This is a genomic window from Thioclava sediminum, from assembly GCF_002020355.1.
GTDB classification, from domain to species: Bacteria; Pseudomonadota; Alphaproteobacteria; order Rhodobacterales; family Rhodobacteraceae; genus Thioclava; species Thioclava sediminum.
In genome coordinates this window covers 302,943-324,969 of sequence record NZ_MPZV01000001.1, presented here as the reverse complement: position 1 = coordinate 324,969, position 22,027 = coordinate 302,943, and the positions used below count along the sequence as shown (strand labels likewise).

General features: G+C 63.2%; 21 protein-coding genes. 3 read left to right on the top strand and 18 right to left on the bottom strand.

All coding sequences use genetic code 11. The features are described 5' to 3' along the window. Window positions 1-94 precede the first annotated feature (94 nt). Window positions 95-2,956 carry an excinuclease ABC subunit UvrA gene (gene uvrA / locus BMI91_RS01360; protein ID WP_078603733.1) on the top strand — a complete coding sequence of 954 codons (2,862 nt, stop codon included), beginning with the start codon at window positions 95-97 and terminating at the stop codon, window positions 2,954-2,956. Window positions 2,957-2,992: 36 nt separating this feature from the next. On the opposite strand, the gene BMI91_RS01355 is transcribed toward uvrA, so the two are convergent. From BMI91_RS01355 to groES, 18 genes are all read right to left on the bottom strand, one after another. Beyond that, window positions 2,993-3,433, bottom strand: coding sequence for a hypothetical protein (locus BMI91_RS01355; RefSeq protein WP_078603732.1), 441 nt, complete (start codon window positions 3,431-3,433; stop codon window positions 2,993-2,995). A 140-nt stretch (window positions 3,434-3,573) separates the two neighbouring features. Then, entirely contained in the window at window positions 3,574-3,921 is a 348-nt protein-coding gene (locus BMI91_RS01350) for a hypothetical protein (RefSeq protein WP_078519307.1), read from the bottom strand. A 244-nt stretch (window positions 3,922-4,165) separates the two neighbouring features. Then, the gene (locus BMI91_RS01345; protein WP_078519306.1) at window positions 4,166-4,591 is read right to left on the bottom strand and encodes a hypothetical protein; all 426 of its coding nucleotides are present in this window, start codon (window positions 4,589-4,591) and stop codon (window positions 4,166-4,168) included. Between the two features lie 177 nt (window positions 4,592-4,768). Further along, window positions 4,769-4,966, bottom strand: a complete 198-nt coding sequence (locus tag BMI91_RS01340) for a YgaP family membrane protein (RefSeq protein WP_078539421.1) — start codon at window positions 4,964-4,966, stop codon at window positions 4,769-4,771. A gap of 101 nt (window positions 4,967-5,067) precedes the next feature. Beyond that, window positions 5,068-5,940, bottom strand: coding sequence for a 3-hydroxyisobutyrate dehydrogenase (gene mmsB, locus BMI91_RS01335; protein ID WP_078603731.1), 873 nt, complete (start codon window positions 5,938-5,940; stop codon window positions 5,068-5,070). After that, window positions 5,937-6,983, bottom strand: coding sequence for an enoyl-CoA hydratase/isomerase family protein (locus tag BMI91_RS01330; protein WP_078603730.1), 1,047 nt, complete (start codon window positions 6,981-6,983; stop codon window positions 5,937-5,939). Before BMI91_RS01330 ends, mmsB begins: the two co-directional genes overlap by 4 nt. After that, entirely contained in the window at window positions 6,980-8,125 is a 1,146-nt protein-coding gene (locus BMI91_RS01325) for an acyl-CoA dehydrogenase family protein (protein ID WP_078539418.1), read from the bottom strand. Before BMI91_RS01325 ends, BMI91_RS01330 begins: the two co-directional genes overlap by 4 nt. A gap of 127 nt (window positions 8,126-8,252) precedes the next feature. Beyond that, the gene (locus BMI91_RS01320) at window positions 8,253-9,719 is read right to left on the bottom strand and encodes a mannitol dehydrogenase family protein (protein ID WP_078603729.1); all 1,467 of its coding nucleotides are present in this window, start codon (window positions 9,717-9,719) and stop codon (window positions 8,253-8,255) included. 1 nt (window position 9,720) lies between these two features. Beyond that, window positions 9,721-10,485 (bottom strand): L-iditol 2-dehydrogenase, encoded by a 765-nt coding sequence (locus tag BMI91_RS01315; protein WP_078604438.1) that lies wholly within the window; start codon window positions 10,483-10,485, stop codon window positions 9,721-9,723. Next, entirely contained in the window at window positions 10,482-11,477 is a 996-nt protein-coding gene (locus BMI91_RS01310; RefSeq protein ID WP_078603728.1) for an ABC transporter ATP-binding protein, read from the bottom strand. The genes BMI91_RS01315 and BMI91_RS01310 overlap by 4 nt, the downstream gene beginning before the upstream one ends. Window positions 11,478-11,489: 12 nt before the next feature. Further along, window positions 11,490-12,320 (bottom strand): carbohydrate ABC transporter permease, encoded by an 831-nt coding sequence (locus tag BMI91_RS01305; RefSeq protein WP_078603727.1) that lies wholly within the window; start codon window positions 12,318-12,320, stop codon window positions 11,490-11,492. Window positions 12,321-12,324: 4 nt separating this feature from the next. Continuing rightward, window positions 12,325-13,197, bottom strand: coding sequence for a carbohydrate ABC transporter permease (locus BMI91_RS01300; RefSeq protein WP_078546814.1), 873 nt, complete (start codon window positions 13,195-13,197; stop codon window positions 12,325-12,327). Between the two features lie 87 nt (window positions 13,198-13,284). Continuing rightward, entirely contained in the window at window positions 13,285-14,604 is a 1,320-nt protein-coding gene (locus BMI91_RS01295; protein WP_078603726.1) for an ABC transporter substrate-binding protein, read from the bottom strand. 137 nt (window positions 14,605-14,741) lie between these two features. Further along, window positions 14,742-15,689, bottom strand: a complete 948-nt coding sequence (locus BMI91_RS01290; RefSeq protein WP_078570347.1) for a sugar-binding transcriptional regulator — start codon at window positions 15,687-15,689, stop codon at window positions 14,742-14,744. A gap of 5 nt (window positions 15,690-15,694) precedes the next feature. After that, window positions 15,695-16,363, bottom strand: coding sequence for an HAD family hydrolase (locus tag BMI91_RS01285; protein ID WP_078603725.1), 669 nt, complete (start codon window positions 16,361-16,363; stop codon window positions 15,695-15,697). A gap of 71 nt (window positions 16,364-16,434) precedes the next feature. Continuing rightward, complete coding sequence (locus BMI91_RS01280; RefSeq protein ID WP_078603724.1) at window positions 16,435-17,574, bottom strand: DUF8173 domain-containing protein; 1,140 nt, start codon at window positions 17,572-17,574, stop codon at window positions 16,435-16,437. Between the two features lie 170 nt (window positions 17,575-17,744). Then, window positions 17,745-19,388: a chaperonin GroEL gene (groL, locus tag BMI91_RS01275; protein ID WP_078519292.1), complete on the bottom strand. Its 1,644-nt coding sequence runs from the start codon at window positions 19,386-19,388 to the stop codon at window positions 17,745-17,747. Window positions 19,389-19,453: 65 nt separating this feature from the next. After that, window positions 19,454-19,741: a co-chaperone GroES gene (gene groES / locus BMI91_RS01270; protein ID WP_075774612.1), complete on the bottom strand. Its 288-nt coding sequence runs from the start codon at window positions 19,739-19,741 to the stop codon at window positions 19,454-19,456. A gap of 198 nt (window positions 19,742-19,939) precedes the next feature. On the opposite strand from groES, the gene BMI91_RS01265 reads away from it, so the two are divergent. Next, a complete protein-coding gene (locus BMI91_RS01265) occupies window positions 19,940-20,941 on the top strand; it encodes a TraB/GumN family protein (protein WP_078603723.1) in 1,002 nt (333 codons plus the stop codon). A gap of 141 nt (window positions 20,942-21,082) precedes the next feature. Continuing rightward, a complete protein-coding gene (locus tag BMI91_RS01260) occupies window positions 21,083-22,003 on the top strand; it encodes a manganese-dependent inorganic pyrophosphatase (protein WP_078603722.1) in 921 nt (306 codons plus the stop codon). Window positions 22,004-22,027 lie beyond the last annotated feature (24 nt).

The following is a 22,027-nucleotide window of genomic DNA, read 5'->3' as shown; positions in this document are numbered from 1 at the left end:
CGCGCAGTGCAGAAAGTTCACATTTCGTTCGCAGATTTGGATTGGAGACTCGCGCGGAAACACCTATCTAGGGCTGGTGATAAAGGGGGCGTGGATGGCTGAACTGAAGTTCATCGAAGTGCGCGGCGCGCGCGAGCACAATCTCAAGGGCGTGGATGTCGATATTCCGCGCGACCAGTTTGTGGTGATCACGGGGCTTTCGGGCTCCGGGAAATCCTCGCTGGCGTTCGATACGATCTATGCCGAAGGGCAGCGCCGCTATGTCGAAAGTCTGAGCGCCTATGCGCGCCAGTTCCTCGACATGATGGGCAAACCCGATGTCGATCACATCTCGGGCCTGTCGCCCGCGATCTCGATCGAGCAGAAGACCACGTCGAAGAACCCGCGCTCCACCGTCGGCACCGTGACCGAAATCTACGACTACCTGCGTCTGCTCTACGCCCGCGCGGGCACGCCCTATTCGCCTGCCACCGGCGAGCCGATCGAGGCGCAGCAGGTGCAGGACATGGTCGATATCGTGATGCAGATGGAGGAGGGCACGCGCGGCTATCTGCTCGCCCCGATCGTGCGCGACCGCAAAGGCGAATATCGCAAGGAATTCATCGAACTGCGCAAGCAGGGTTTCCAGCGCGTGAAGGTCAATGGCGAGTTCTATGAACTGGAAGAGCCGCCGACGCTCGACAAGAAATTCCGCCATAACATCGACGTGGTCGTGGACCGCGTCGTCGTGCGCGAGGGGATGGAGACGCGGCTGGCAGACAGCTTCCGCACCGCGCTCGACCTCGCCGACGGCATCGCGATCTTCGAGAGCGCGCCCCGCGAAGGCGAGGGCGATCCCGAACGCACGACGTTTTCGGAGAACTTCGCCTGTCCGGTCTCGGGTTTCACCATCCCCGAGATCGAGCCGCGCCTGTTCTCGTTCAACGCGCCGTTCGGGGCCTGTCCGGTCTGTGACGGCCTCGGCGTCGAGCTGTTCTTCGACGAGCGCCTGATGGTGCCCGATGTGACGCTCTCGGTGCAGGGCGGGGCGCTGGCGCCGTGGGCGCGGACCAAGTCTCCCTATTACACCCAGACGATCGAGGCGCTGTCGAAACATTACGGCTTCGATCCGAAGAAGCCGTGGAAGGACCTGCCGGAGAATGTGCAGGAGTTGTTCCTGCGCGGTTCGGGCGATCAGGAGATCAAGTTCCGCTTCGACGAGGGCGGCCGCGTCTACGAGGTCAGCCGCACCTTCGAGGGGATCATCCCCAATATGGAGCGCCGCTACCGCGAGACCGACTCCGCCTGGTCGCGCGAAGAGATGGAGCGCTATCAGAACAATCGCCCCTGTCACGCCTGTGGCGGCTATCGCCTGCGGCCCGAAGCGCTCGCCGTGAAGATCGGCGGCAAGCACGTGGGCCACATCGTCGAGATGTCGATCAAGGAGGCCCATGACTGGGTCGCCACCGTGCCGGGCAGCCTGTCGAACCAGAAGAACGAGATCGCGACGGCCATCCTCAAGGAAATCCGCGAGCGCCTCGGCTTCCTCGTGAATGTGGGCCTCGATTACCTGACGATGAGCCGCGCGGCGGGGACGCTGTCGGGCGGCGAGAGCCAGCGGATCCGACTGGCGTCGCAGATCGGCTCGGGGCTGACGGGCGTGCTCTATGTGCTCGACGAGCCCTCGATCGGCCTGCACCAACGCGACAATGACCGGCTGCTGCAAACGCTGAAAAACCTGCGCGATCAGGGCAATACCGTGATTGTGGTCGAGCATGACGAGGATGCGATCCGCCATGCCGATTACGTTTTCGATATCGGCCCCGGCGCGGGCGTCCATGGCGGTCAGGTCATCGCGCGCGGCACGCCCGACGAGATCGCCGCCGATGCGGCCTCGCTGACGGGGCAATATCTGTCCGGCAAGCGCGAGATCGCGGTGCCGACGGAGCGGCGCAAGGGCAACAAGAAGAAGCTCAAGGTGGTCGGCGCGACGGGGAATAACCTCAAGAACGTCACGGCCGAGTTCCCGCTGGGCAAGTTCGTCTGCGTCACTGGTGTGTCGGGCGGGGGCAAGTCCACGCTTACCATCGAGACGCTGTTCAAGACCGCCTCGATGCGGCTCAACGGCGCGCGTCAGACGCCCGCGCCCTGCGACACGATCAAGGGGCTGGAGCATCTCGACAAGGTCATCGACATCGACCAGCGCCCCATTGGACGCACGCCGCGCTCGAACCCGGCGACCTATACCGGGGCCTTCACCCCGATCCGCGACTGGTTCGCCGGTCTGCCCGAGGCGAAGGCGCGTGGCTACAAGCCGGGGCGCTTCTCGTTCAACGTGAAGGGCGGGCGCTGCGAGGCCTGTCAGGGCGATGGTGTCATCAAGATCGAGATGCACTTCCTGCCCGACGTCTATGTCGAATGTGAGACCTGCAAGGGCAAGCGCTACAACCGCGAGACGCTCGAGATCCAGTACAAGGGCAAGTCCATCGCGGATGTGCTCGACATGACGGTCGAGGACGCGCAGGAGTTCTTCAAGGCGGTGCCTTCGATCCGCGAGAAGATGGATGCGCTGATGGAGGTGGGCCTTGGCTATATCAAGGTCGGCCAGCAGGCCACGACCCTGTCGGGCGGCGAGGCGCAGCGGGTGAAGCTGTCCAAGGAACTGTCGAAACGCGCCACAGGTCGCACTTTGTACATTCTGGACGAGCCGACGACCGGTCTGCACTTCGAAGATGTTCGAAAACTGCTAGAGGTGCTGCACAGTCTCGTGGAGCAGGGCAACACGGTCGTGGTGATCGAGCACAATCTCGACGTCATCAAGACTGCCGATCATATCATCGATATCGGTCCCGAGGGCGGCGATGGCGGCGGTGAGATCGTGGCGGTCGGTACCCCCGAGCAGGTGGCCGAAAACCCGCGCAGCCATACCGGCCATTACCTCGCGCAGATGCTGGGAGTGAAGGTCGCGGCGGAGTGATCCGCCGCGCCGATGACTTTGACCGTAACCGCGGGCTCAGCGCTGCGCGGTGCGCCCGATGACTTCCATGACCTTGTGGTCTTCCGCACCCACTTTGTAGATCACGCCGCGTACTCTGTAGTAGCGCCAGGCGCCCGTCACGATCGGCAGGTCGTAGCGGCGCAGGTTCAGGATCATCGAGTGCTGATAGACCGGGAAGTCGTCGCCCACGCTGAAGTCGGGCTCCATCTGGCCTTGCAGCACCCAGCGCGCCGTTCCGTTGGTCGTGGCGACCTTGCAGAACGTGTCCCCCGTCGTGAGCGTCTTGCACTCCGGCGCGGCTTTTGCAGCGGTCTTGGTCTCGGCTGTGGCACTGCCCATGTCGATCTTGCCGCCGCGCATCACTTGGACCCCTTGCGCCGATCCTTCGGCGGAGGCGAGGGCGGGCAGGGCGCAGAACAGCGCGATCAGGGCGAGCGGGCGTGTCACGATCCTCATCACGAAAGCCTAGCCACGCAGATACCATCGGGCAATGAAATTGAGAATCGGCGCATGTTTCTGTCCTCCAAGCTTTTGAGGACAAGAAAAAACGGGCGGAGTGGTTCCGCCCGTTCGTAACTTTCCGTCTGGACTGTGGCTCAGAAGCCGACGACGTCCGAAGCTTTGCCGATCTGGGCGATCACTTCGCCGTTCTCGGGGCTGACTTCATAGATGTAGCCAAACGAGCGCCAGTAGGTCGCGTCAGCCTTCAGGCCGAATGCGTCGGGCTGACGGAGGCGAACGTGGCTCTCGGTGATTTGCTGGCCAACCTGCCACAGAAGGTCGTTACGAACCGAGGGCTTTTCAGCATTTGCCTGGTTTGCGACCGAGACGCTCGAAGCGAGTTTCGAACCTGCGGCGCTCATCGGACCATCTGCGAGAGCTGCCATCGGGGTAAGGGCTGCACCGATCACCGCGATCAGCGCGATACGGGGAAGATAAGTCATGCGCGTTTCCTTTCGTCTTGGTGGACCAAATGCCGCATTGCGGCGAAAAGGTCCATTGCAGATTCCGCATTACCGCTATGCACGCGTTTGTGTGCGATTGTGTGCCGGCGGTTTTGCTAGGGCGCTGAAAATGCTTAAATAAATTCTAATGGTGGTTTCAGAAAATATGAAAGACCCGCGCAAACACGCGCGGGTCTTCACTTTTCGTAACGTCATTTTGAACGTCGTTTCTGCGTTTGCGCGGTCAGTTCCCGAGGATCGAACGCGCGAGTCCGATCAATGCGAGCACCTCGCCGGTCTGACGGTCGACCTGATAGACGTATCCGTTCGAACGCCAGTAGGTCCGATTGTCGTTTAACCCGTAGCGATTCGGGTCGCGGATCAGGACGTAGTCACCAATGATCCGGTCGCCGCGACGCCAGCGGTGGTCGGCGTCCCGCCATGCGTCATCACGCTCGTCGTCATGGCGATAGCTCTTCTTGGCGAGGCCCGGCGGGCGGCAGCCATTGTTCTTCTTGGCCAGCCCCGGCGGGCAGCCCTTGTAATTGCGCTCCGCGTGGCCGCGGTCGTTTTTCCACTTGCCGTGGCCATGCCCGTCGGCAAGAGCCGCACCGGGCAGAAGGCTCGCCCCGAGGGCGGCGGCGAGGGTAAGCTGGGTCAGGCGTTTCATGTGACCTCTCCTTTCCATAAGCGCCTCAGGGCGCATCTCGGGACATAAATGACCATACCTGCCGAACCGTTCCATTGCGGAATCGTACCATACCTTCTCACAAGCAAGACCCCGCCGAAGACACACGGTCCTTCGGCGGGGTCCGGCTCGCCCGAGGGCGAACTTAGGTCGTAGGGGTTACTTCTTGCAGGTATTGACACCCAGCATCGAATAAAGCGGGCAGGTGCCCAGCAACCCGGTCGCAAGCGGGATCAACCCGATCCAGTACAGCCAGTGATAGGGGCTGGGTGGGGTGACGAAGAAGCCGATGATCAGGGCCAGCCCGATCACGATGCGCAGAGTGCGGTCGATGCCGCCGACATTGTTTTTGAACATGCAAAGCCCTTTCGGTGGCGCAGTTTCCTTTGATCTTGATACTGTTACGCAAGCTCAAGCGGCAAGGATTAACTGCGGGAGGCGCGGTGACGCGCCCCCGCTCAGCTGCGCGAGCGCTTTTCGAACCGCGGCAGCATGGCCGAGAAATCGCGCCCCTTGCCGCCTTCGGCCTCCACGAAAGCCGCGTAGAGCGCGGATGCGAGCTTGCCCATCGGCGTGTCGGCATCGGCGCTCTCGGCAGCCTGCTGGCTCAGCCGCAGGTCCTTGAGCATCAGCTCGGCCGCGAAGCCCGGCTTGTAGTCGTTGTCGGCAGGCGATTGCGGCCCGACGCCCGGCGCGGGGCAATAGGTGTTCATCGACCAGCTCTGACCCGAAGAGGTCGAGACCACATCGAACATCTTCTCGCGGTCGAGGCCCAGCTTGTCGGCGAGCGCGAAGGCTTCGCAGGTCGCGATCATCGTCACGCCAAGGATCATGTTGTTGCAGATCTTCGCCGCCTGACCGGCGCCCGCTTCACCGCAATGCACGGCTTTCTGGCCCATCACGTCGAAGAGGGGCTTCACGATCTCGAAGCTCTTGTCGTCGCCGCCCACCATGAAGGTCAGCGTGCCGTTGGTCGCGCCACCCACGCCACCGGAGACCGGCGCGTCGAGAGAGCCGAGGCCGCGATCCGCCGCCATCGCCGCGACCGCTTTCGCGCTATCCACGTCGACGGTCGAGCAATCGCACAGCACCGCATCTTCCTGCATCGCCGGGATCACTTCCTTGGCGACGTCGCGCAGGATCTGGCCATTGGGCAGCATGGTGATGACGACCTCGGCCTCCTGCGCCGCCGCGGCTGCGGTCGTCGCCTGACCCACGCCCTCGGGCGGCGGGGCGGTGAGGTCGAAGCCGATCACTTTGTGCCCCGCGGCGACCAGATTGGCCGCCATCGGCCCACCCATGTTTCCAAGCCCGATAAATGCGATTTTCATGGTGTCTCCTCCCAGATGGCCCATTCGGGGCCGAGCGGCTCCAGCATCTGCGCGACCGCCTCTTCCGGCAGCGCATCCAGAGCGTATTTCCATTGCGGATTGCGATCCTTGTCGATGATCTGCGCCCGCACGCCCTCGAGAAAATCACCTAGCTCCGCCGCACGCCAGGTAAAGCGGAACTCTTGGGTGAGGGCGGCGCGGATGGTGTTCTCGGCGCGGGTCATTCGGATCAGGCGCAGCGTCGCTTCCATCGAGAGCGCGGAGTTGCGCAGCACCGTCTTGTAGGTCTTCTCGGCGAACTCGCTGCCCGAGGTCTCGAGCTTGGCGACGATCGCGGCGAGGTTCTCGGCCCAGAAGATGCGGTCGATCTCGGGGCGCAGGCTCTCCAGCTTGCCGGGCTCGGGCGAGGTGCGCGGATGGGGCAGAATGTCGATATTGCCGGTCTCGATGAGTCGGGTTTTCAGATCGTCCCAATCGGCCTCGGGCACGAACATATCGGCGAACCCCGCATAGAGCGCGTCGGTGGCGTTCATCCGCGCCCCGGTCAGGCCGAGATATTCACCCACATGGCCCGGCGCGCGCGCCAGTAGCAGCGTGCCCCCCACGTCCGGGATCAGCCCGATCCCGCTTTCGGGCATCGCCACCTGCGTGCTCTCGCCCACGATCCGATGGCTCGCATGACCGCCGACGCCGACGCCGCCGCCCATGACGAAACCCTGCATGAAGGCGACGATGGGTTTGGGATACTCCGCGATCTTGGCGTTCATCCGGTATTCGTCGCGCCAGAAATCGCGCCCCGGCGCGTAATCGCCCGCGATCCCGGCCCGGTAGACGGCGGCAATGTCGCCGCCCGAGCAGAAGGCGCGATCGCCCACCGCGTCGATCACGACAAGATCGACCTCCGGGTCGTCGCGCCATCGATCAAGGGCCGCCTCGATCGCCATGGCCATGTCGTGATCGAGCGCGTTGAGCGCCTTGGGTCGATTGAAGGTCAGCCGTCCGGCGCGACCTTCTTTTCGTGCGATCATCGTTTCTTCGGTCATCCACGCTCCGCCAGCATCGCGCGGCTGACGATCAGCCGCATGATTTCATTCGTGCCTTCAAGGATCTGGTGCACGCGCAAATCGCGTACGAGCTTCTCGATCCCGTAATCGGCAAGATAGCCGTAACCACCATGCAATTGCAGGCATTGGTTTGCCACATCGAATGAGGCATCCGTCACATAGAGTTTAGCCATGGCGCAGAACTTCGTGGCATCATGGGTCTTGTTGTCGAGCTTCCATGCGGCCTGACGCAGGAAGGTGCGCGCGGATTCGAGTTTTACCTCCATCTCGGCGAGGCGGAATTGCAGCGCCTGAAACTGGTCGAGCGATTTGCCGAAGGCCTTGCGCTCGCCCATATAGGCCAGCGTCTTGGTCAGCGCCGCCTGCGCGCCGCCCAAGGCAGAGGCCGCGATGTTGAGACGCCCGCCATCGAGGCCTGCCATCGCATAACTGAAACCTTTGCCCTCTTCGCCCAGCAGATTCTCCGCCGGAATGTGGCAATCGTCGAATTGCACCTGCGCGGTCGGCTGGGCTTTCCAGCCCATTTTGCGCTCCAACCCGCCGAAGCTGAGACCCTTTGCGCCGTCCTCGACGACCACGGTGGAGATGCCCTTGGGCCCCGGATCGCCGGTGCGGACCATCGTCACGTAGACATCCGAATAGCCGCCGCCCGAGATGAACGCCTTGGTGCCGTTGAGCACCCAGCCCTCGTTCGAACGCTCGGCCTTGGTGCGCAATGCCGCCGCGTCGGAGCCCGAGCCCGGCTCGGTCAGGCAGTAGGAGAAGACTTTCTTCATGCTGACCAGATCGGGCAGCCAGCGCGCCTTGTCCTCGTCCGAGCCGAACTTGTCGATCATGCCGCCGCACATGTTGTGGATCGACAGGAACGATCCCACGGCGGGGCAGGACATCGCCAGGGCCTCGAAGACGAGTGTGGCATCGAGGCGCGACAGGCCCGATCCGCCATAGTCTTCGGAGACGTAAATGCCGCCCAGACCCAGCTCGGCCACTTTCGGCCAGAGCTCTTTCGGGATCGTGCCCGCCTCTTCCCACGCCTCGGCATGGGGGGCGATCTCGTCTTGCCCGAAGGCGTAAGCCATATCGAAAATGGCCTGCTGTTCCTCGCTGAGCGCGTAGTCCATGAAACTCCTCCCCGAGCTCACTTTCGGCAAAGGCTCGACCTCAACCGGATGAATTGAACACCCGTTTAATTTCGAATCCTTGCGAGAGTTTTGCAAGGGGGGAGCATGGAGGGAAGGGGGCGGGCCGTCAGCCCGCCAGATAATCCGCGATCACAGACTCCGAGCCGCGCGCCCAGACGTCGTTCAGAAGGGCGGTGAACTTCGCCACGACCTCGGCATTCTCGGCCAGATCGCCGTAGATTTCCGACATTTCCAGCCACGCGGCGGGACGTTCCTTCGCCAGCTTCGACTGCGCGACGAGGTGATCCCAGTTCGGATCGTTCGGCGCGATCTCCGCCCCGGTCTCGCTGGTGCCATAGCAATAGCGGCACCACAGCGCGCTCTCGAGGATCAGCCCGGTGCAATCGCGACCCTGCGCGACGCAGTCGTTGATCGAGGTGATGATGAACTTCGGCTGCCGGTTTGACCCATCGAGGCACAGGCGGCGGATCGTGTCGGCCACTTCCGGGTTCGAGAAGCGGTCGAGGATCAACTGCTTGTAATCGTTCAGATCTGTCTCCGGCACCGGCGGCACGATGGGCAGGATCTCGGTCGTCTCGATCTTGTCGAGATAGGCGCGGATCTGATCGTCGGCCATCGCCTCATGGGCGTATTCGATGTCGTGCAGCCCGGCAGCATAGGCGATGATCGCGTGCCCGCCGTTGAGGATCCGGATTTTCATCGTTTCGAACCGGTCGACCGCATCGGTGAAGGTCACGCCGACCTTCTCCAGCGCGGGGCGGCCTGCGGGGAAATTGTCTTCCATCACCCATTGGCGGAAAGGCTCGCAGGTGACGGGGGCGGCGTCTTCGATCCCGAAGCTTTGGGCCAATGCGCGCTCGCGCGGGCCGGTGGCCGGGGTGATCCGATCCACCATCGAGTTCGGGAAGGCGACATTGGCCTTGATCCACGCGCTCAATTCCGGATCGGAGAGTTCCGCCAGCCCGCACACCGCGTCGCGCGTGACATGACCGTTATGGGGGACGTTGTCGCAGCACATCACGGTGAAGGGCGGCACGCCCGAGGCACGGCGCGCCTTCAGCGCCGCAATGATCGCACCGAAGGCGGTCTCGGGGGCGTCGGGGTTGGCCGCATCGGCCTGAATGTCGGGATGGGTGGGGCTGAACGTCCCGGTCTTCGGGTCGATGTAATAGCCGCCCTCGGTCACGGTGAGCGAGACGATCCGGATCGTGGGTTGCGACATCGCGGCGATCAGCGGCGCATTGCCCGAGGCGACCTCGGCGAAACCAACCATCGAGCCGATCACGCGCGCCGATTTTGCCGCCGGGTCCAGCTCGATCACACTATACAGACCGTCCTGCGCCAGAACCGCCTCGCGCATCGTCGCATCGCCCGCGCGCACGCCCGCGCCCATCAGCGCCCAGTCATGGCCTTCGCCAAGCTCGAACAGATCGTCGAGATAGACTGCCTGATGCGCCCGGTGGAAATTGCCGCAGCCGATATGAACGATGCCGGGGGTGAGCGCGGCACGGTCGTAACCGGGGCGCGCAACGTCTGCGGGAAGCTCGGAGAGGGTGTCGTTGGAAAGTGTCATATCAGCTCATCCAGTTTCCGCCGTCGACATTGTAGGTCTGGGCGACGATGTATTCGGCCTCGTCCGAGGCGAGGAAAACGGCCATGCCGGTCAGGTCGGCAGCCGTGCCCATGCGACCAAAGGGGACGGCTTCGCCCACCTCTTTTTTCTTCTGGCCCAAGGGTTTGTTCTCGTATTTCGCGAAGAAAGCGTCGACGCCGTCCCAATGCTCTCCGTCGACCACGCCGGGCGCGATCGCGTTCACGTTGATGCCGTGTTCGATCAGGTTCAGACCCGCCGATTGGGTGAGGCTGATGACGGCGGCCTTGGAGGCGCAATAGACCGCCACAAGCGCCTCGCCGCGCCGTCCGGCCTGAGACGCCATGTTGATGATCTTGCCGCCACGGGCCTGCGCGATCATCTCTTTCGCCGCCGCCTGCATCATGAACAGCGTGCCTTCGACATTGATCTTGAAGACGCGGGCGTAGTCTTCGTGGGTGATTTCCACGAGCGGGGCGGCGGTGAAGATCGCTGCGTTGTTGATCAGGATGTCGATGCCGCCCGAGGCGCGCATCGCCTCCATCGCGGCGTCGATGCTGGCCGGGTCCGTCACGTCGAGTTTCAGCGCCACCGCGCCGATCTCGGCTGCGGTGTCTTCGGCCCGCGCGATGTCGATATCGCCGATCACGACCTCGGCCCCTTCCGCGATATATTTCTCCGCGAAGGCGCGGCCGATCCCGCGGGCAGCCCCGGTGATCAGGGCGCGTTTGCCACTCAGTCGCATCAGATTGCCTGCCCTTGCGCGTCGAATTTGTGAAGCTGGCTCAGATCGGGCGTCAGATAGACCGTGTCGCCCGAGTGCAGACCGATTTCGCCGCCGCCGCGCACGTTGATGAGGCCATACTCGGTGTCGACATGCAGGAAGGTGTCCGATCCCAGATGCTCGGAGACGCCGACGGTGCCTTTCCATGCGCCTTCCGTGGTGGAGACCTCGATATGTTCGGGGCGGATGCCGATGCTGTCGGCGCCATATTTCGCGGCTTCGTCGCCTTCGATGAAGTTCATCTTGGGCGAGCCGATGAAGCCCGCGACGAACTTGTTGCGCGGCGTGCGATAGAGTTCCAGCGGCGAGCCGACCTGTTCGATGCGGCCAGCCTGCAGCACGACGATCTTGTCGGCCATGGTCATTGCCTCGACCTGATCGTGCGTCACATAGACCATCGTGGTCTTGAGCTTCTGGTGCAGCTCGGAAATCTCAAGACGCATGTTCACGCGCAGCGCCGCATCGAGGTTCGACAGCGGTTCGTCGAACAGGAACGCCGCCGGTTCACGCACGATGGCGCGGCCGATCGCGACACGCTGACGCTGACCGCCCGAAAGCTGGCCGGGACGGCGGTCGAGATAATCGGTGAGGTTGAGAATGCGCGCGGCATTGTCGACCTTCTCCTTCGCCGCCGCCTGATCGAGCTTCGCCATCTTCAGCGGGAAGGCGATGTTCTTGCGCACCGACATATGCGGGTAGAGCGCGTAGCTTTGGAACACCATCGCCAGACCGCGCTTGGCGGGGGGAAGTTCGGCCGAAGGTTGACCGTTGATCTCGATCTCACCGCCGGAGACATCTTCTAGGCCCGCGATCAGGCGCAGAAGGGTGGATTTGCCGCAGCCCGAGGGGCCGACGAAGACGACGAACTCGCCATCGTTGATTTCCAGATCGAGCGGCGGGATGACCTCGACATCGCCGAAGGCCTTGCGGACGCCCTTGAGGGTTATCTGTCCCATGGGTTTAGCTCCTTATTTCACGGCGCCGAAGGTCAGGCCACGTACCAACTGTTTCTGGCTGAACCAGCCGAGGATCAGGATCGGTGCGATAGCCAGCGTCGAGGCGGCAGAGAGTTTCGCGTAGAACAGCCCTTCGGGGCTGGAATAGGCGGCAATGAAAGCGGTGAGGGGGGCGGCTTTCGCCGCCGTCAGGTTCAGGGTCCAGAACGCTTCGTTCCAGGCGAGGATCACGTTCAGCAGAAGCGTCGAGGCGATACCGGGCACAGCCATCGGGGTGAGCACGTAGAGGATTTCGCCCCCCAGCGTCGCCCCGTCCATGCGTGCGGCTTCGAGGATGTCCTTCGGGATTTCCTTGAAGTAGGTGAAGAGCATCCAGATCACGATCGGCAGGTTCATCAGGCACAGCACGATGACCAGACCTGTCCGCGTATCCAGAAGGCCCCAGTCGCGGAACATCAGGTAGATCGGGACGAGCACGCCCACCGCGGGCATCATCTTCGTGGACAGCATCCACATCAGCACGTCCTTGGTGCGCTTGCCCGGGACGAAGGCCATGGCCCAAGCCGAGGGGATCGCGATCACCAGCGCCAGCAGGGTGGAGCCGAACGAGATCACCACCGAGTTCATGAAGTGGCGGAAGTAGTTCGAGCGCTCCTGCACGACGTGGTAGCTATCAAAGGTCCAGGCCGAGGTCAGCACGTCCCACGGGGCCTTGATCGCGTTGCCCTCGGTCTTGAACGACAGGATGATCGTCCAGAGGATCGGGAAGAAGATCACGAAGGCCAGCGCCCATGCGATCACGGTCATGATCACGCGGCGGCGGTTGGAGATTTTGCGCGCCATTGGATTACGCCTCCAGGTTCTTGCCGATCATCCGCATCAGGAAGATCGCGACAATATTTGCGAGGATCACGGCGACCACACCGCCCGCAGCGCCTCCGCCCACGTCGAATTGCAGCAGCGACTGGACATAGACGAGGTAGGTGAGGGTGGTGGACGCGTTGCCCGGGCCGCCATTCGTGGTCACGAGGATTTCCGCGAAGGTGGACAGCAGGAAGATCGTTTGAATGAGGATCACGACGGTCGCGGCGCGCGCGAGGTGCGGCAGCATGATGTAGAAGAACCGCGACAGCGCACCGGCGCCGTCCATCTCGGCGGCCTCCAGCTGCTCGCTATCGAGCGATTGCAGCGCGGTCAGCAGGATCAGCGTCGCGAAGGGTAGCCACTGCCATGCCACGATAATGGTGATCGAGAGCATCGGCGCATGGGCGAGAAAGTCGTAAGGTTGCAGCCCTATCGCCTTGGCGAGATAGGCAAAAATGCCGTTCACCGGATTATAGAGCATGTTCTTCCAGACCAGCGCGGACACGGTCGGCATGACGAAGAAGGGCGCGATCACGAGGACTCGCACGATGCCTTGGCCGAAGATCGGCTGATCGAGCAGCAGCGCGAGCAGGATGCCACCGAAGACGGTGATCAGAAGCACGCCCCCCACCAGTACCAGCGTGTTGATCAACGCGGTGAAGAAGGCGGGATCGGTCAGAAAGTAATAGTAATTGTCCCAGCCAACGAAGCCGCCCTGACCGGGCATCAACAGGTTGTAGCGCTGGAACGAGAACCAGATCGTCATGCCCAATGGCACTGCCATCCAAAGAAACAGCAAGATGACGGATGGCGAAATCATAAGGCGCGCGGCAGAGCGCGAGGCTTGCGTGGACATCGGTCCGGCTCCGGTTATCGGGAGTTGCAAAAAGAGGCACGGGGCGGTCAGACCCAAAATGACCGCCCCGGCCAGGGAGGGGGCAGGTTACTTGATGTAACCGGCCTTCTTCATCTCACGCTCGGTCAGGCTTTGTGCGCTTTGCAGCGCCTGATCGGCCGAGACTTGCCCTGCGAGAGCCGCCGAGAACTGCTGGCCGACAGCGGTGCCGAGGGCCTGGAATTCGGGGATCGCGACGAACTGGACGCCGGTGTACGGCACGTCGTTCACCGAAGGATGCTGCGGGTCAGCCGCGTCGATCGACTTGATGGTCAGATCGGCGAAGGGGGCCGCTTCTTTATACTTCGGGTTGTCGTAGAGCGAGGTACGGGTGCCCGGGGGAACGTTCGCCCAGCCCTCTTTCTCCGCCACGAGCTCGGTGTAGTGCTTCGAGGTCGCCCATTCGATGAAGGTCTTGGCGGCGTCTTCCTTCTGGGTACCAGCCGGGATCGCCAGCGACCACGCCCAGAGCCAGTTCGCGTTCTTGTCGACGCCTTCCTTGTGCGGAGCCATCGCGAAGCCGACCTTGTCAGCCACGGTCGAGTCCTGCGGGTTGGTCACGAAGGAGGCTGCAACGGTCGCATCCATCCACATGCCGCACTTGCCCTGCTGGAACAGCGCCAGGTTCTCGTTGAAGCCGTTCGACGAGGCACCGGGCGGGCCGTAGTTGTTCATCAGGTCGAGATAGGTGGTCAGGGTCTCTTTCCACGCTTCGCCGTCGAATTGCGGTTTCCAGTCCATGTCGAACCACTGACCGCCCATCGAGTTGTTCATGGCGCTCAGGAAGGCCATGTTCTCGCCCCAGCCTGCCTTGCCGCGCAGACAGATGCCGTAGACTTCGTTGTCCTTGTCGGTCATCGCCTTGGCGGCTTTTTCGATGTCGGCCCAGGTCGGCTTCTCGGGCATTTCCATCCCGGCCTTTTCCATCAGGTCCTTGCGATACATCACGAAGGAGCTTTCGCCGTAGAAGGGCGCGGCATAGAGCTTGCCGTCGACCGTCAGGCCCGAGCGGATCGCGGGCAGCAGGTCGTTCACGTCATAGCTGTCGGGCATGCCGTCGAGCGGCACGAGCCAGCCCTGCTTGCCCCAGATCGGAACCTCGTAGGTGCCGATGGTGAGCACGTCGAACTGACCGCCCTTGGTAGCGATGTCGGTGGTGACCTTCTGGCGCAGGACGTTCTCTTCCAGCGTGACCCATTCGACTTTGATGTCGGGATGCTCGGCGTAGAAGTCGTCCATCAGGCCCTGCATGCGGACCATGTCGCCGTTGTTCACGGTTGCGACGGTGATGGTGGTCTCGGCAGCCGCGGCAGTCGCAAGCGCGCCAAGAGCACAGGCGCCCATGAGCGCCCGGATCGTGTAAGTCATAGATTTCCTCCCTTGAGTTTTGAGCATATGCCCAAACTGTGAGAAAATATTCACAAACGCGACCTAAACTGTCAATCCAGAATTACTGCGATGTCTTGATTAATTGTTAACGCTGACAGTAACGCCTTGTTTCGGCGTCAGTCTTCCAACAGGGCCTGGGCCGTCGGCTCATCGGTCACGAGCCCGTTGAGAAGCCCGCCTGCGAGGGCTGCACGAATCGCGACCAGTTTCGATGGGCCGGCTGCGATGCCGATCACCGGGGCCTCGCGCTTGGGCTCGATCCGGAACGAGCCGAAGCGCGCCGTGGTGGGGGTGGCGATGTAATTGCCCTGCGCATCGTAGAACGAGCCCACGAGTTCGCCTACGCCGCCCGCGGCACGCAGCTCTTCCAGCTCGGCAAGGGTGACGAAGCCGTCCTTGTAGACCGGCGCGTCCTCGCCCAACTGGCCGACACCGACGAAGGTCGCATCCGCCGCCGCCGCAAGCCGCTGCACCGCCTGTACCGGCTTGAGCTTGTCGAACATCGCGCGTTCTTCCACCGTCTCCGAGATCACCGGCACCAGCATCGGGTAATGCGGCAGGCGCAGCTTGTCGGCCATGCGCATGATGACGTCATAGAACGAGGCCGAGCCGTCGGGCGCGATGTTGCCGATCAGCGAGACGATTTTATGCGCGGTCGCGGGGCGCTGCATCACCTCGTTCACCATCGCCGAGAGCGAGCGCCCGGTGCCGAAGGCGATCACCTGCGGCTCGGAGCGGGCGAGGATACGTTCGAGAAGCGTGGCGGCGAAGGCCGCAGTGGCCGCAGAGGGATCGCCCCGTTCGCCCAGCGAGGGCGCGACACGCGCCGTCTGCAGCCCGAAGCGCCGGATCAGCGCCGCTTCAAGTTCCAGACAGGCCCCGATCTTGTGCTCGATGCGCACCCGCACCAGCCCTTCGGAGACCGCGCGGCTCACCAGCCGCTGCGCGCGCTGGCGCGAGACGCCGAGCTCGGCGGCGATCTGGTCCTGCGTCATTCCGCCGACATAATAGAGCCATCCGGCCCGTGCCGCCTCGTCATCGCGCGAGGTTTCGGCGTCGCTCATACGGTTCACGAATCTTTCTCCCTAGTCGGCTCATTCTGGAAGAACTCGGTGAAATGCGCAAATTCGCGATGCGGCTGCGCGTCCTCGGGCGGGGTCAGATCGCGCCCGGCAAGATGGCTGCCGCCGGTGAAGCGCCAGACTTCCATTCCCGCCGCGAGCCCGGCGCGGATGCCATTGAGACTGTCCTCGATCACCAGCGTGCGAGCCGGGGCCGCGCCCATCTTCGTTGCCGCATGGAGAAACAGATCGGGCGCGGGTTTGCCATGCGAGACCTCGCTTGCCGTGAACAGCCGATTGCCCACCCGTTCGCGCAGCCCTGCGATTTCCAGCGAGCGTTCCGCGCGCGGCTGGCTCGACGAGGTGGCCACGCACCACGGCACGTCCAGCCTCTCCATCACATCGGCCACGCCCGGCATCACCTGCAACTCGCGCTCGAACGCGTCCAGAAGCCGCGCGCGATACTGCGCCTCGAATTCCTCCGGCAGATCGAGCCCGAATTCGTAGCGGATCTGCTTCATCACGGTGGGGTAGGACCGTCCGAGGAAATGCCGCGCGACATAGTCGAGGTCGATCGTCACCCGCAGCTTGGCCAGCTCGTCGATCAGCATCTGCGCCGAGATGATCTCGGAATCGATCAGCACCCCGTCGCAGTCGAAAATCACAAGCTCGGTCATGGTTCCTCCCCCCGTCCTTCGCGCAGCGATAGCGCGCGAAAGCGTAGATGGCCAGAGGTGGGAAGGGGCTGTCAGGCTGTGGCGCCTTGCGCGCCGATCCCGGTCACGCGCAGCACGATCGCGCCCGCGCCGAACAGGAAGATCGCCATCATGCCGAGCCAACCGACCCAGGGGATGATGCAGATGAGCGCCCCAATCACCGCACCGCCGAAGGCCGCGAGCGCGCATTCTCCATTGGTGACGGGATGGCCGCGCCCGATCAGATCATGCGCCCAGGCGCCGATGACCCAGATGCCCACGATATAGCCGCCGAAGCCCAGCACCAGCACCCCGAGCAGCGAGAACGGAATAAGCACGATGCCGATCACCGTCATCGCGAGCAGCAGGATCGACCCAACCAGCGCCGAGAGCCCGATGAACCCCGCAAGCCCCGCGCGCAACGGATGGGCGAGGCTGCGTTGGCGCATCCGGTCCATGAAGCCCGGCGCGAAGACGGCAAGAAGCGTGGCCACGATCCCGACCACGAGCACGCCGCCCAGCCAGTCGCGGGTCTCGATGAGGTAATTGCGCTCCGGGGCTACGCGCGACTTCGCCTGCTCGAACTCCTTCGCCTCATGGACGCTGACCCGATCTGCCGGGGCGACGCTGGCAGGCACGCTCACCTCGCCGGGCGTGTCGGTGTAGACTTGGACCTTGCCTGTGACCGTCGCGCCATCGCCCCAGGTGACGGTCTTTGTCCCCAGCACCAGATCGCCCGAGATCTCGGTGTCGATCTGTGCGTCGTCGGCGCCGATGATCACGCTGCCCGCGACCGGCGCCTCTAGCCGGACCTGCTGGCCCATCGCGCGCAGGTTGCCCGAGATCGGGCCCTTGATGGTGAGCGCCTGACCCGCGAGCGTGGCCGCGCCCGCCACCGGGGCGTCGAGGTCGATATCCTGTCCCGCCGCGTAGAGATCACCGCCCACCCGCGCGCCGATCACGATGTTCTGGCCCGCGAGATGCGCCGCGCCGGTGATTGGGCTGCCCAAGGTTACGTGCTGACCGGCGGCGAAGAGGTCGTGAATGTTCTCGCCCGTGGCACTCACGGTGCGGCCCGCGAGATAGGCGTCTCCGCCGAAGCGCCAGTCTTGAGTTTCCTCAGCCGCCGCGACCGGGGCGGCCAGCGCGACAGCGAGGCAGGCGAGGGATTTGACGAGGAAATTGCGCGACATGACCGGGGCCCTCCAACGAAATTGACGTTGGGGGAAGTATAGCGCCATTCGTTCGCTGCCCCGTGACATAGCTCAATGCACGCATGAAAACCTGCGATTTACGCATGTGAAAAGGGGCGCCCCTTTCGGAGCGCCCCTTCCCATTAGATCCCTGAAGCGGGAACGGCTGATTACATCATGCCGCCCATGCCGCCCATGCCGCCCATGTCGGGGGCACCGCCAGCGCCTTTCGGCTCCGGCTTCTCGGCGATCATCGCTTCGGTGGTGATCAGCAGGCCAGCAACCGAAGCCGCGTCTTCGAGCGCGGTGCGGGTCACTTTCGCCGGGTCGATCACGCCGAACTCGAACATGTTGCCATATTCTTCGGTCTGCGCGTTGAAGCCGAAGTTCAGGTCGTCGCTCTCGCGGACCTTACCGGCCACGACAGCACCGTCCACACCGGCGTTCTCGGCGATCTGACGCAGCGGCGCTTCGAGAGCGCGCTTGACGATCGCGATGCCAGCTTCCTGGTCGGAGTTCGCACCGGTGAGACCGGCGAGCACTTTCGCGCCCTGCACGAGGCTGACGCCACCGCCGACGACGATGCCTTCCTGAACGGCCGCACGGGTCGCGTTCAGAGCGTCGTCCACACGGTCCTTGCGCTCTTTCACTTCGACTTCGGTCATGCCGCCGACGCGGATGACAGCAACGCCACCGGCCAGTTTCGCGACGCGCTCTTGCAGCTTCTCGCGGTCGTAGTCCGAGGTGGTTTCCTCGATCTGGGTGCGGATCTGGCTGACGCGCGCTTCGATCTCGGCCTTGTCACCAGCGCCTTCGACGATGGTGGTGTCGTCCTTGGTGATGGTCACCTTCTTGGCGGTGCCCAGCATGTCCATGCCGACGTTCTCGAGCTTCATGCCGAGGTCTTCCGAGATCACCTGGCCGCCGGTGAGGACAGCGATGTCCTGCAGCATGGCCTTGCGGCGGTCGCCGAAGCCCGGTGCTTTCACGGCTGCGATCTTCAGGCCGCCGCGCAGCTTGTTGACCACGAGGGTCGCGAGCGCTTCGCCTTCGACGTCTTCACCGATGATGAGGAGCGGCTTTTGCGACTGGATGACCTGCTCGAGGAGCGGGACCATCGGCTGCAGCGACGAGAGTTTCTTCTCGTGGAGCAGGATGTAGCAGTCTTCGAGTTCCGCGACCATCTTGTCGGGGTTGGTCACGAAGTAGGGCGACAGGTAGCCACGGTCGAACTGCATGCCTTCGACGACTTCGACTTCGGTCTCCATGCCGCGGGCTTCTTCCACGGTGATGACGCCGTCATTGCCGACTTTCTGCATTGCGTTGGCGATCATCTTGCCGATGGCTTCTTCGCCGTTCGCCGAGATGGTGCCGACCTGAGCGACTTCGTCCGAGTCCTTGACCGGGCGAGCAGCGCTCTTGATCGCATCGACGACTTTCGAGGTCGCGAGATCGATGCCGCGCTTGAGGTCCATCGGGTTCATGCCCGCGGCCACAGCTTTCAGGCCGTCCTTGACGATCGCCTGAGCGAGCACGGTGGCGGTGGTGGTGCCGTCGCCAGCCTCGTCATTGGTGCGCGAGGCGACTTCTTTCACCATTTGCGCGCCCATGTTCTCGAACTTGTCGGAAAGTTCGATCTCTTTGGCGACCGACACACCGTCCTTGGTGATGCGCGGCGAGCCGAACGACTTTTCGATCACGACGTTGCGGCCTTTCGGGCCCAGCGTGACCTTCACCGCGTCGGCGAGGATGTTGACGCCGTCGAGCATACGATCGCGGGCGTCGGTGGAGAATTTCACGTCCTTGGCTGCCATGTTTGTTGGCTCCTTGACTGAGTTGTTCTTGGGATATCAGGGGATCTCGGTAAGGGCAGGGCGCCTTACGAGATGATGCCCATGATGTCGCTTTCTTTCATGATGAGCAGCTCTTCGCCGTCGAGGGTCACTTCCGTGCCCGACCACTTGCCGAAGAGAACGCGGTCGCCAGCTTTGACGCCCGGTGCGATCAGCTCGCCCGATTCCTTGCGCGCGCCGTCACCCACTGCGACGACTTCACCCTCTGCGGGCTTTTCTTTCGCGCTGTCGGGGATGATCAGGCCACCCTTGGTTTTTTCTTCGCTCTCCACGCGCTTGACCAGCACACGGTCATGAAGCGGTTTGAATGCCATCTGGGTCACTCCCTAAAGGTTCCAGGTTCGAAAACTTTTAGCACTCGTTGCTGGTGAGTGCTAACGATGGCGGAGTTAGTCATTGGGGCGGGTGGGTGTCAATAACCGGAGGGCGAATTTTTTGCGTCAATTCGAGCGATCGGGGCGCGGCGATTTCGCCTCTATGCGGAATGCAGATCGCGTGGCACTCTCGCCGTCATGAAACTCGCCACGTTCCTTCGGCCGCTGCTGGCCCCCGCGCTCTCGCTCTGCCTTGCACTGCCCGCTTGGGCCGAGTGCCGCGGCAAGAATATTTTCGACGCGCTGCCCGCAGCCGAGCAGGAGGCGCTGACCGCCGAGGCCGATTCCGCGCCCTTCTCTCGCGGATTGCTGTTCTCTGCAACCAAAGGCGAGGAAAAGATCACGCTGGCTGGCACTTACCACCTTCCCGATCCGCGCCATGACAAGCTCGTCGGCACGCTCTCGAAGGCGCTCGACGATGCGTCGCAGCTTCTGGTGGAGGCAGGTCCGGACGAGCAGGGGAAGCTGGAACATGCGATCAAGACCGACCCGACCCTGATGTTCTCGACCGGCAAGACGCTGCCCCAGATGATGTCGGAGCAGGACTGGAACATGACCAAGGCGGCGCTGGCGGCCCACGGGATGCCCGCCTTCCTCGCGGCCAAGATGCGGCCTGCTTTCGTCGCGATGACGCTCTCGCTTCCGCCGTGTGCGACGGCCGAACTTGCGAAGGGGCAGGGAGGTCTGGATCTGCAGGTGATGACCGCGGCCGAGGCCGACGGCGTGCCGGTCGAGGCGCTCGAGCCGTGGGATACCGTCTTCAAGCTCTTCAACGGGATCACCGAGGCCGAAGCGCTGGAGATGCTGCGCGCGGCGGTGATCGGCGCGCCCCTGGCCGACGATATGGGCGTGACGATGGGCGATCTCTATTTCCGGGGCGAGCCGCGCCTGATCTGGGAACTAGCGCGCTATCAGGCGGTCGCGGCGGGCATGGATGCCGACGAGGTCGAACGCCAGATGAAGCTCTCCGAGGATCTTCTGATGGTGGCGCGCAACCAAAACTGGCTGCCCGAGATCGAGGCGGCGGCAGAGGATGGCCCCGTAGTCGTGGCGGTGGGCGCGCTCCACCTGTCCGGTGAAGAGGGGCTGTTGCGGCTGCTCGAAAAGGACGGCTGGACGATCAAGCGTCTGGATAGCTGATCAGTTGATGCAGAGCGTTTCCGGGGTGCCCGTCCAGGGTTCGGGCTCGCCCCTTTCGGCATCGCCAGACCCCTAGGTGACAAGCCCAGACACAGCGCCTATAACCTGCGCCGACAGATGATTATCCGAGAGGATCTCCCCATGACGATCAAGGTTTTTGGCCATAAGGCTCCCGACACCGACTCCACCGGCTCGCCCATCGCCTGGGCGTGGTATCTCAATGATGTCAAAGGCACTCCGGCCAAGCCCTGCCTGCTGGGTGAGCCCAACACCGAGGCTGCTTTCGTTATCGAGCATTGGGGTCTCGACAAGCCCGAAATCATCTCTGACGTGGAAGAAGGCGAGGACGTGGTCGTCGTCGATACCAACAACCCCGCCGAGCTGCCGAGCGGTATCAACGCGGCCAATGTCATCCAGATCATCGATCACCATAAGCTGACCGGCGGGATCGAGACCAAAGGCCCGATCGACATCACGATGCGCCCGCTCGCCTGCACCGCGACCATCCTCTACGATCTGATGGGCGACGATGTGGCGAAGGCACCGCGCGGCATCAAGGGTGCGATGCTCAGCTGCATCCTGTCTGACACGCTGGAATTCCGCTCGCCCACCACCACCGATCACGACCGGGCCGTCTGTGACGCGCTGGCATCGGATCTGGGCATCGACATGCACGAGCTCGCCGAGAAGATGTTCGAAGCGAAATCGGACGTCTCCGCCTTCACCGATGCGGAACTGCTGCGGATGGATTCCAAGGAATACCCGGTCGACGGCACGAGTTTCCGCGTCTCCGTGCTGGAGACCACCGCGCCGAAGATGGTGCTGGACCGGAAGGCCTCGTTGATGTCCTCGATGGAAGAGGTCGCGAAGGAAGACGGCGTCGATCAGGTGCTGCTGTTCGTGATCGACATCCTGAAGGAAGAGGCGACGCTGCTGGTGCCGAACGATCTGGTGAAGGGCGTGGCTGAGAAGAGCTTCGACACCACGGTCGAGGGCGACACGGTGGTGCTGCCGGGCGTGATGAGCCGGAAAAAGCAGATCATTCCGTCGCTCAAGGTCTGAGCCTTTCGGGATTGGAATTGGGTA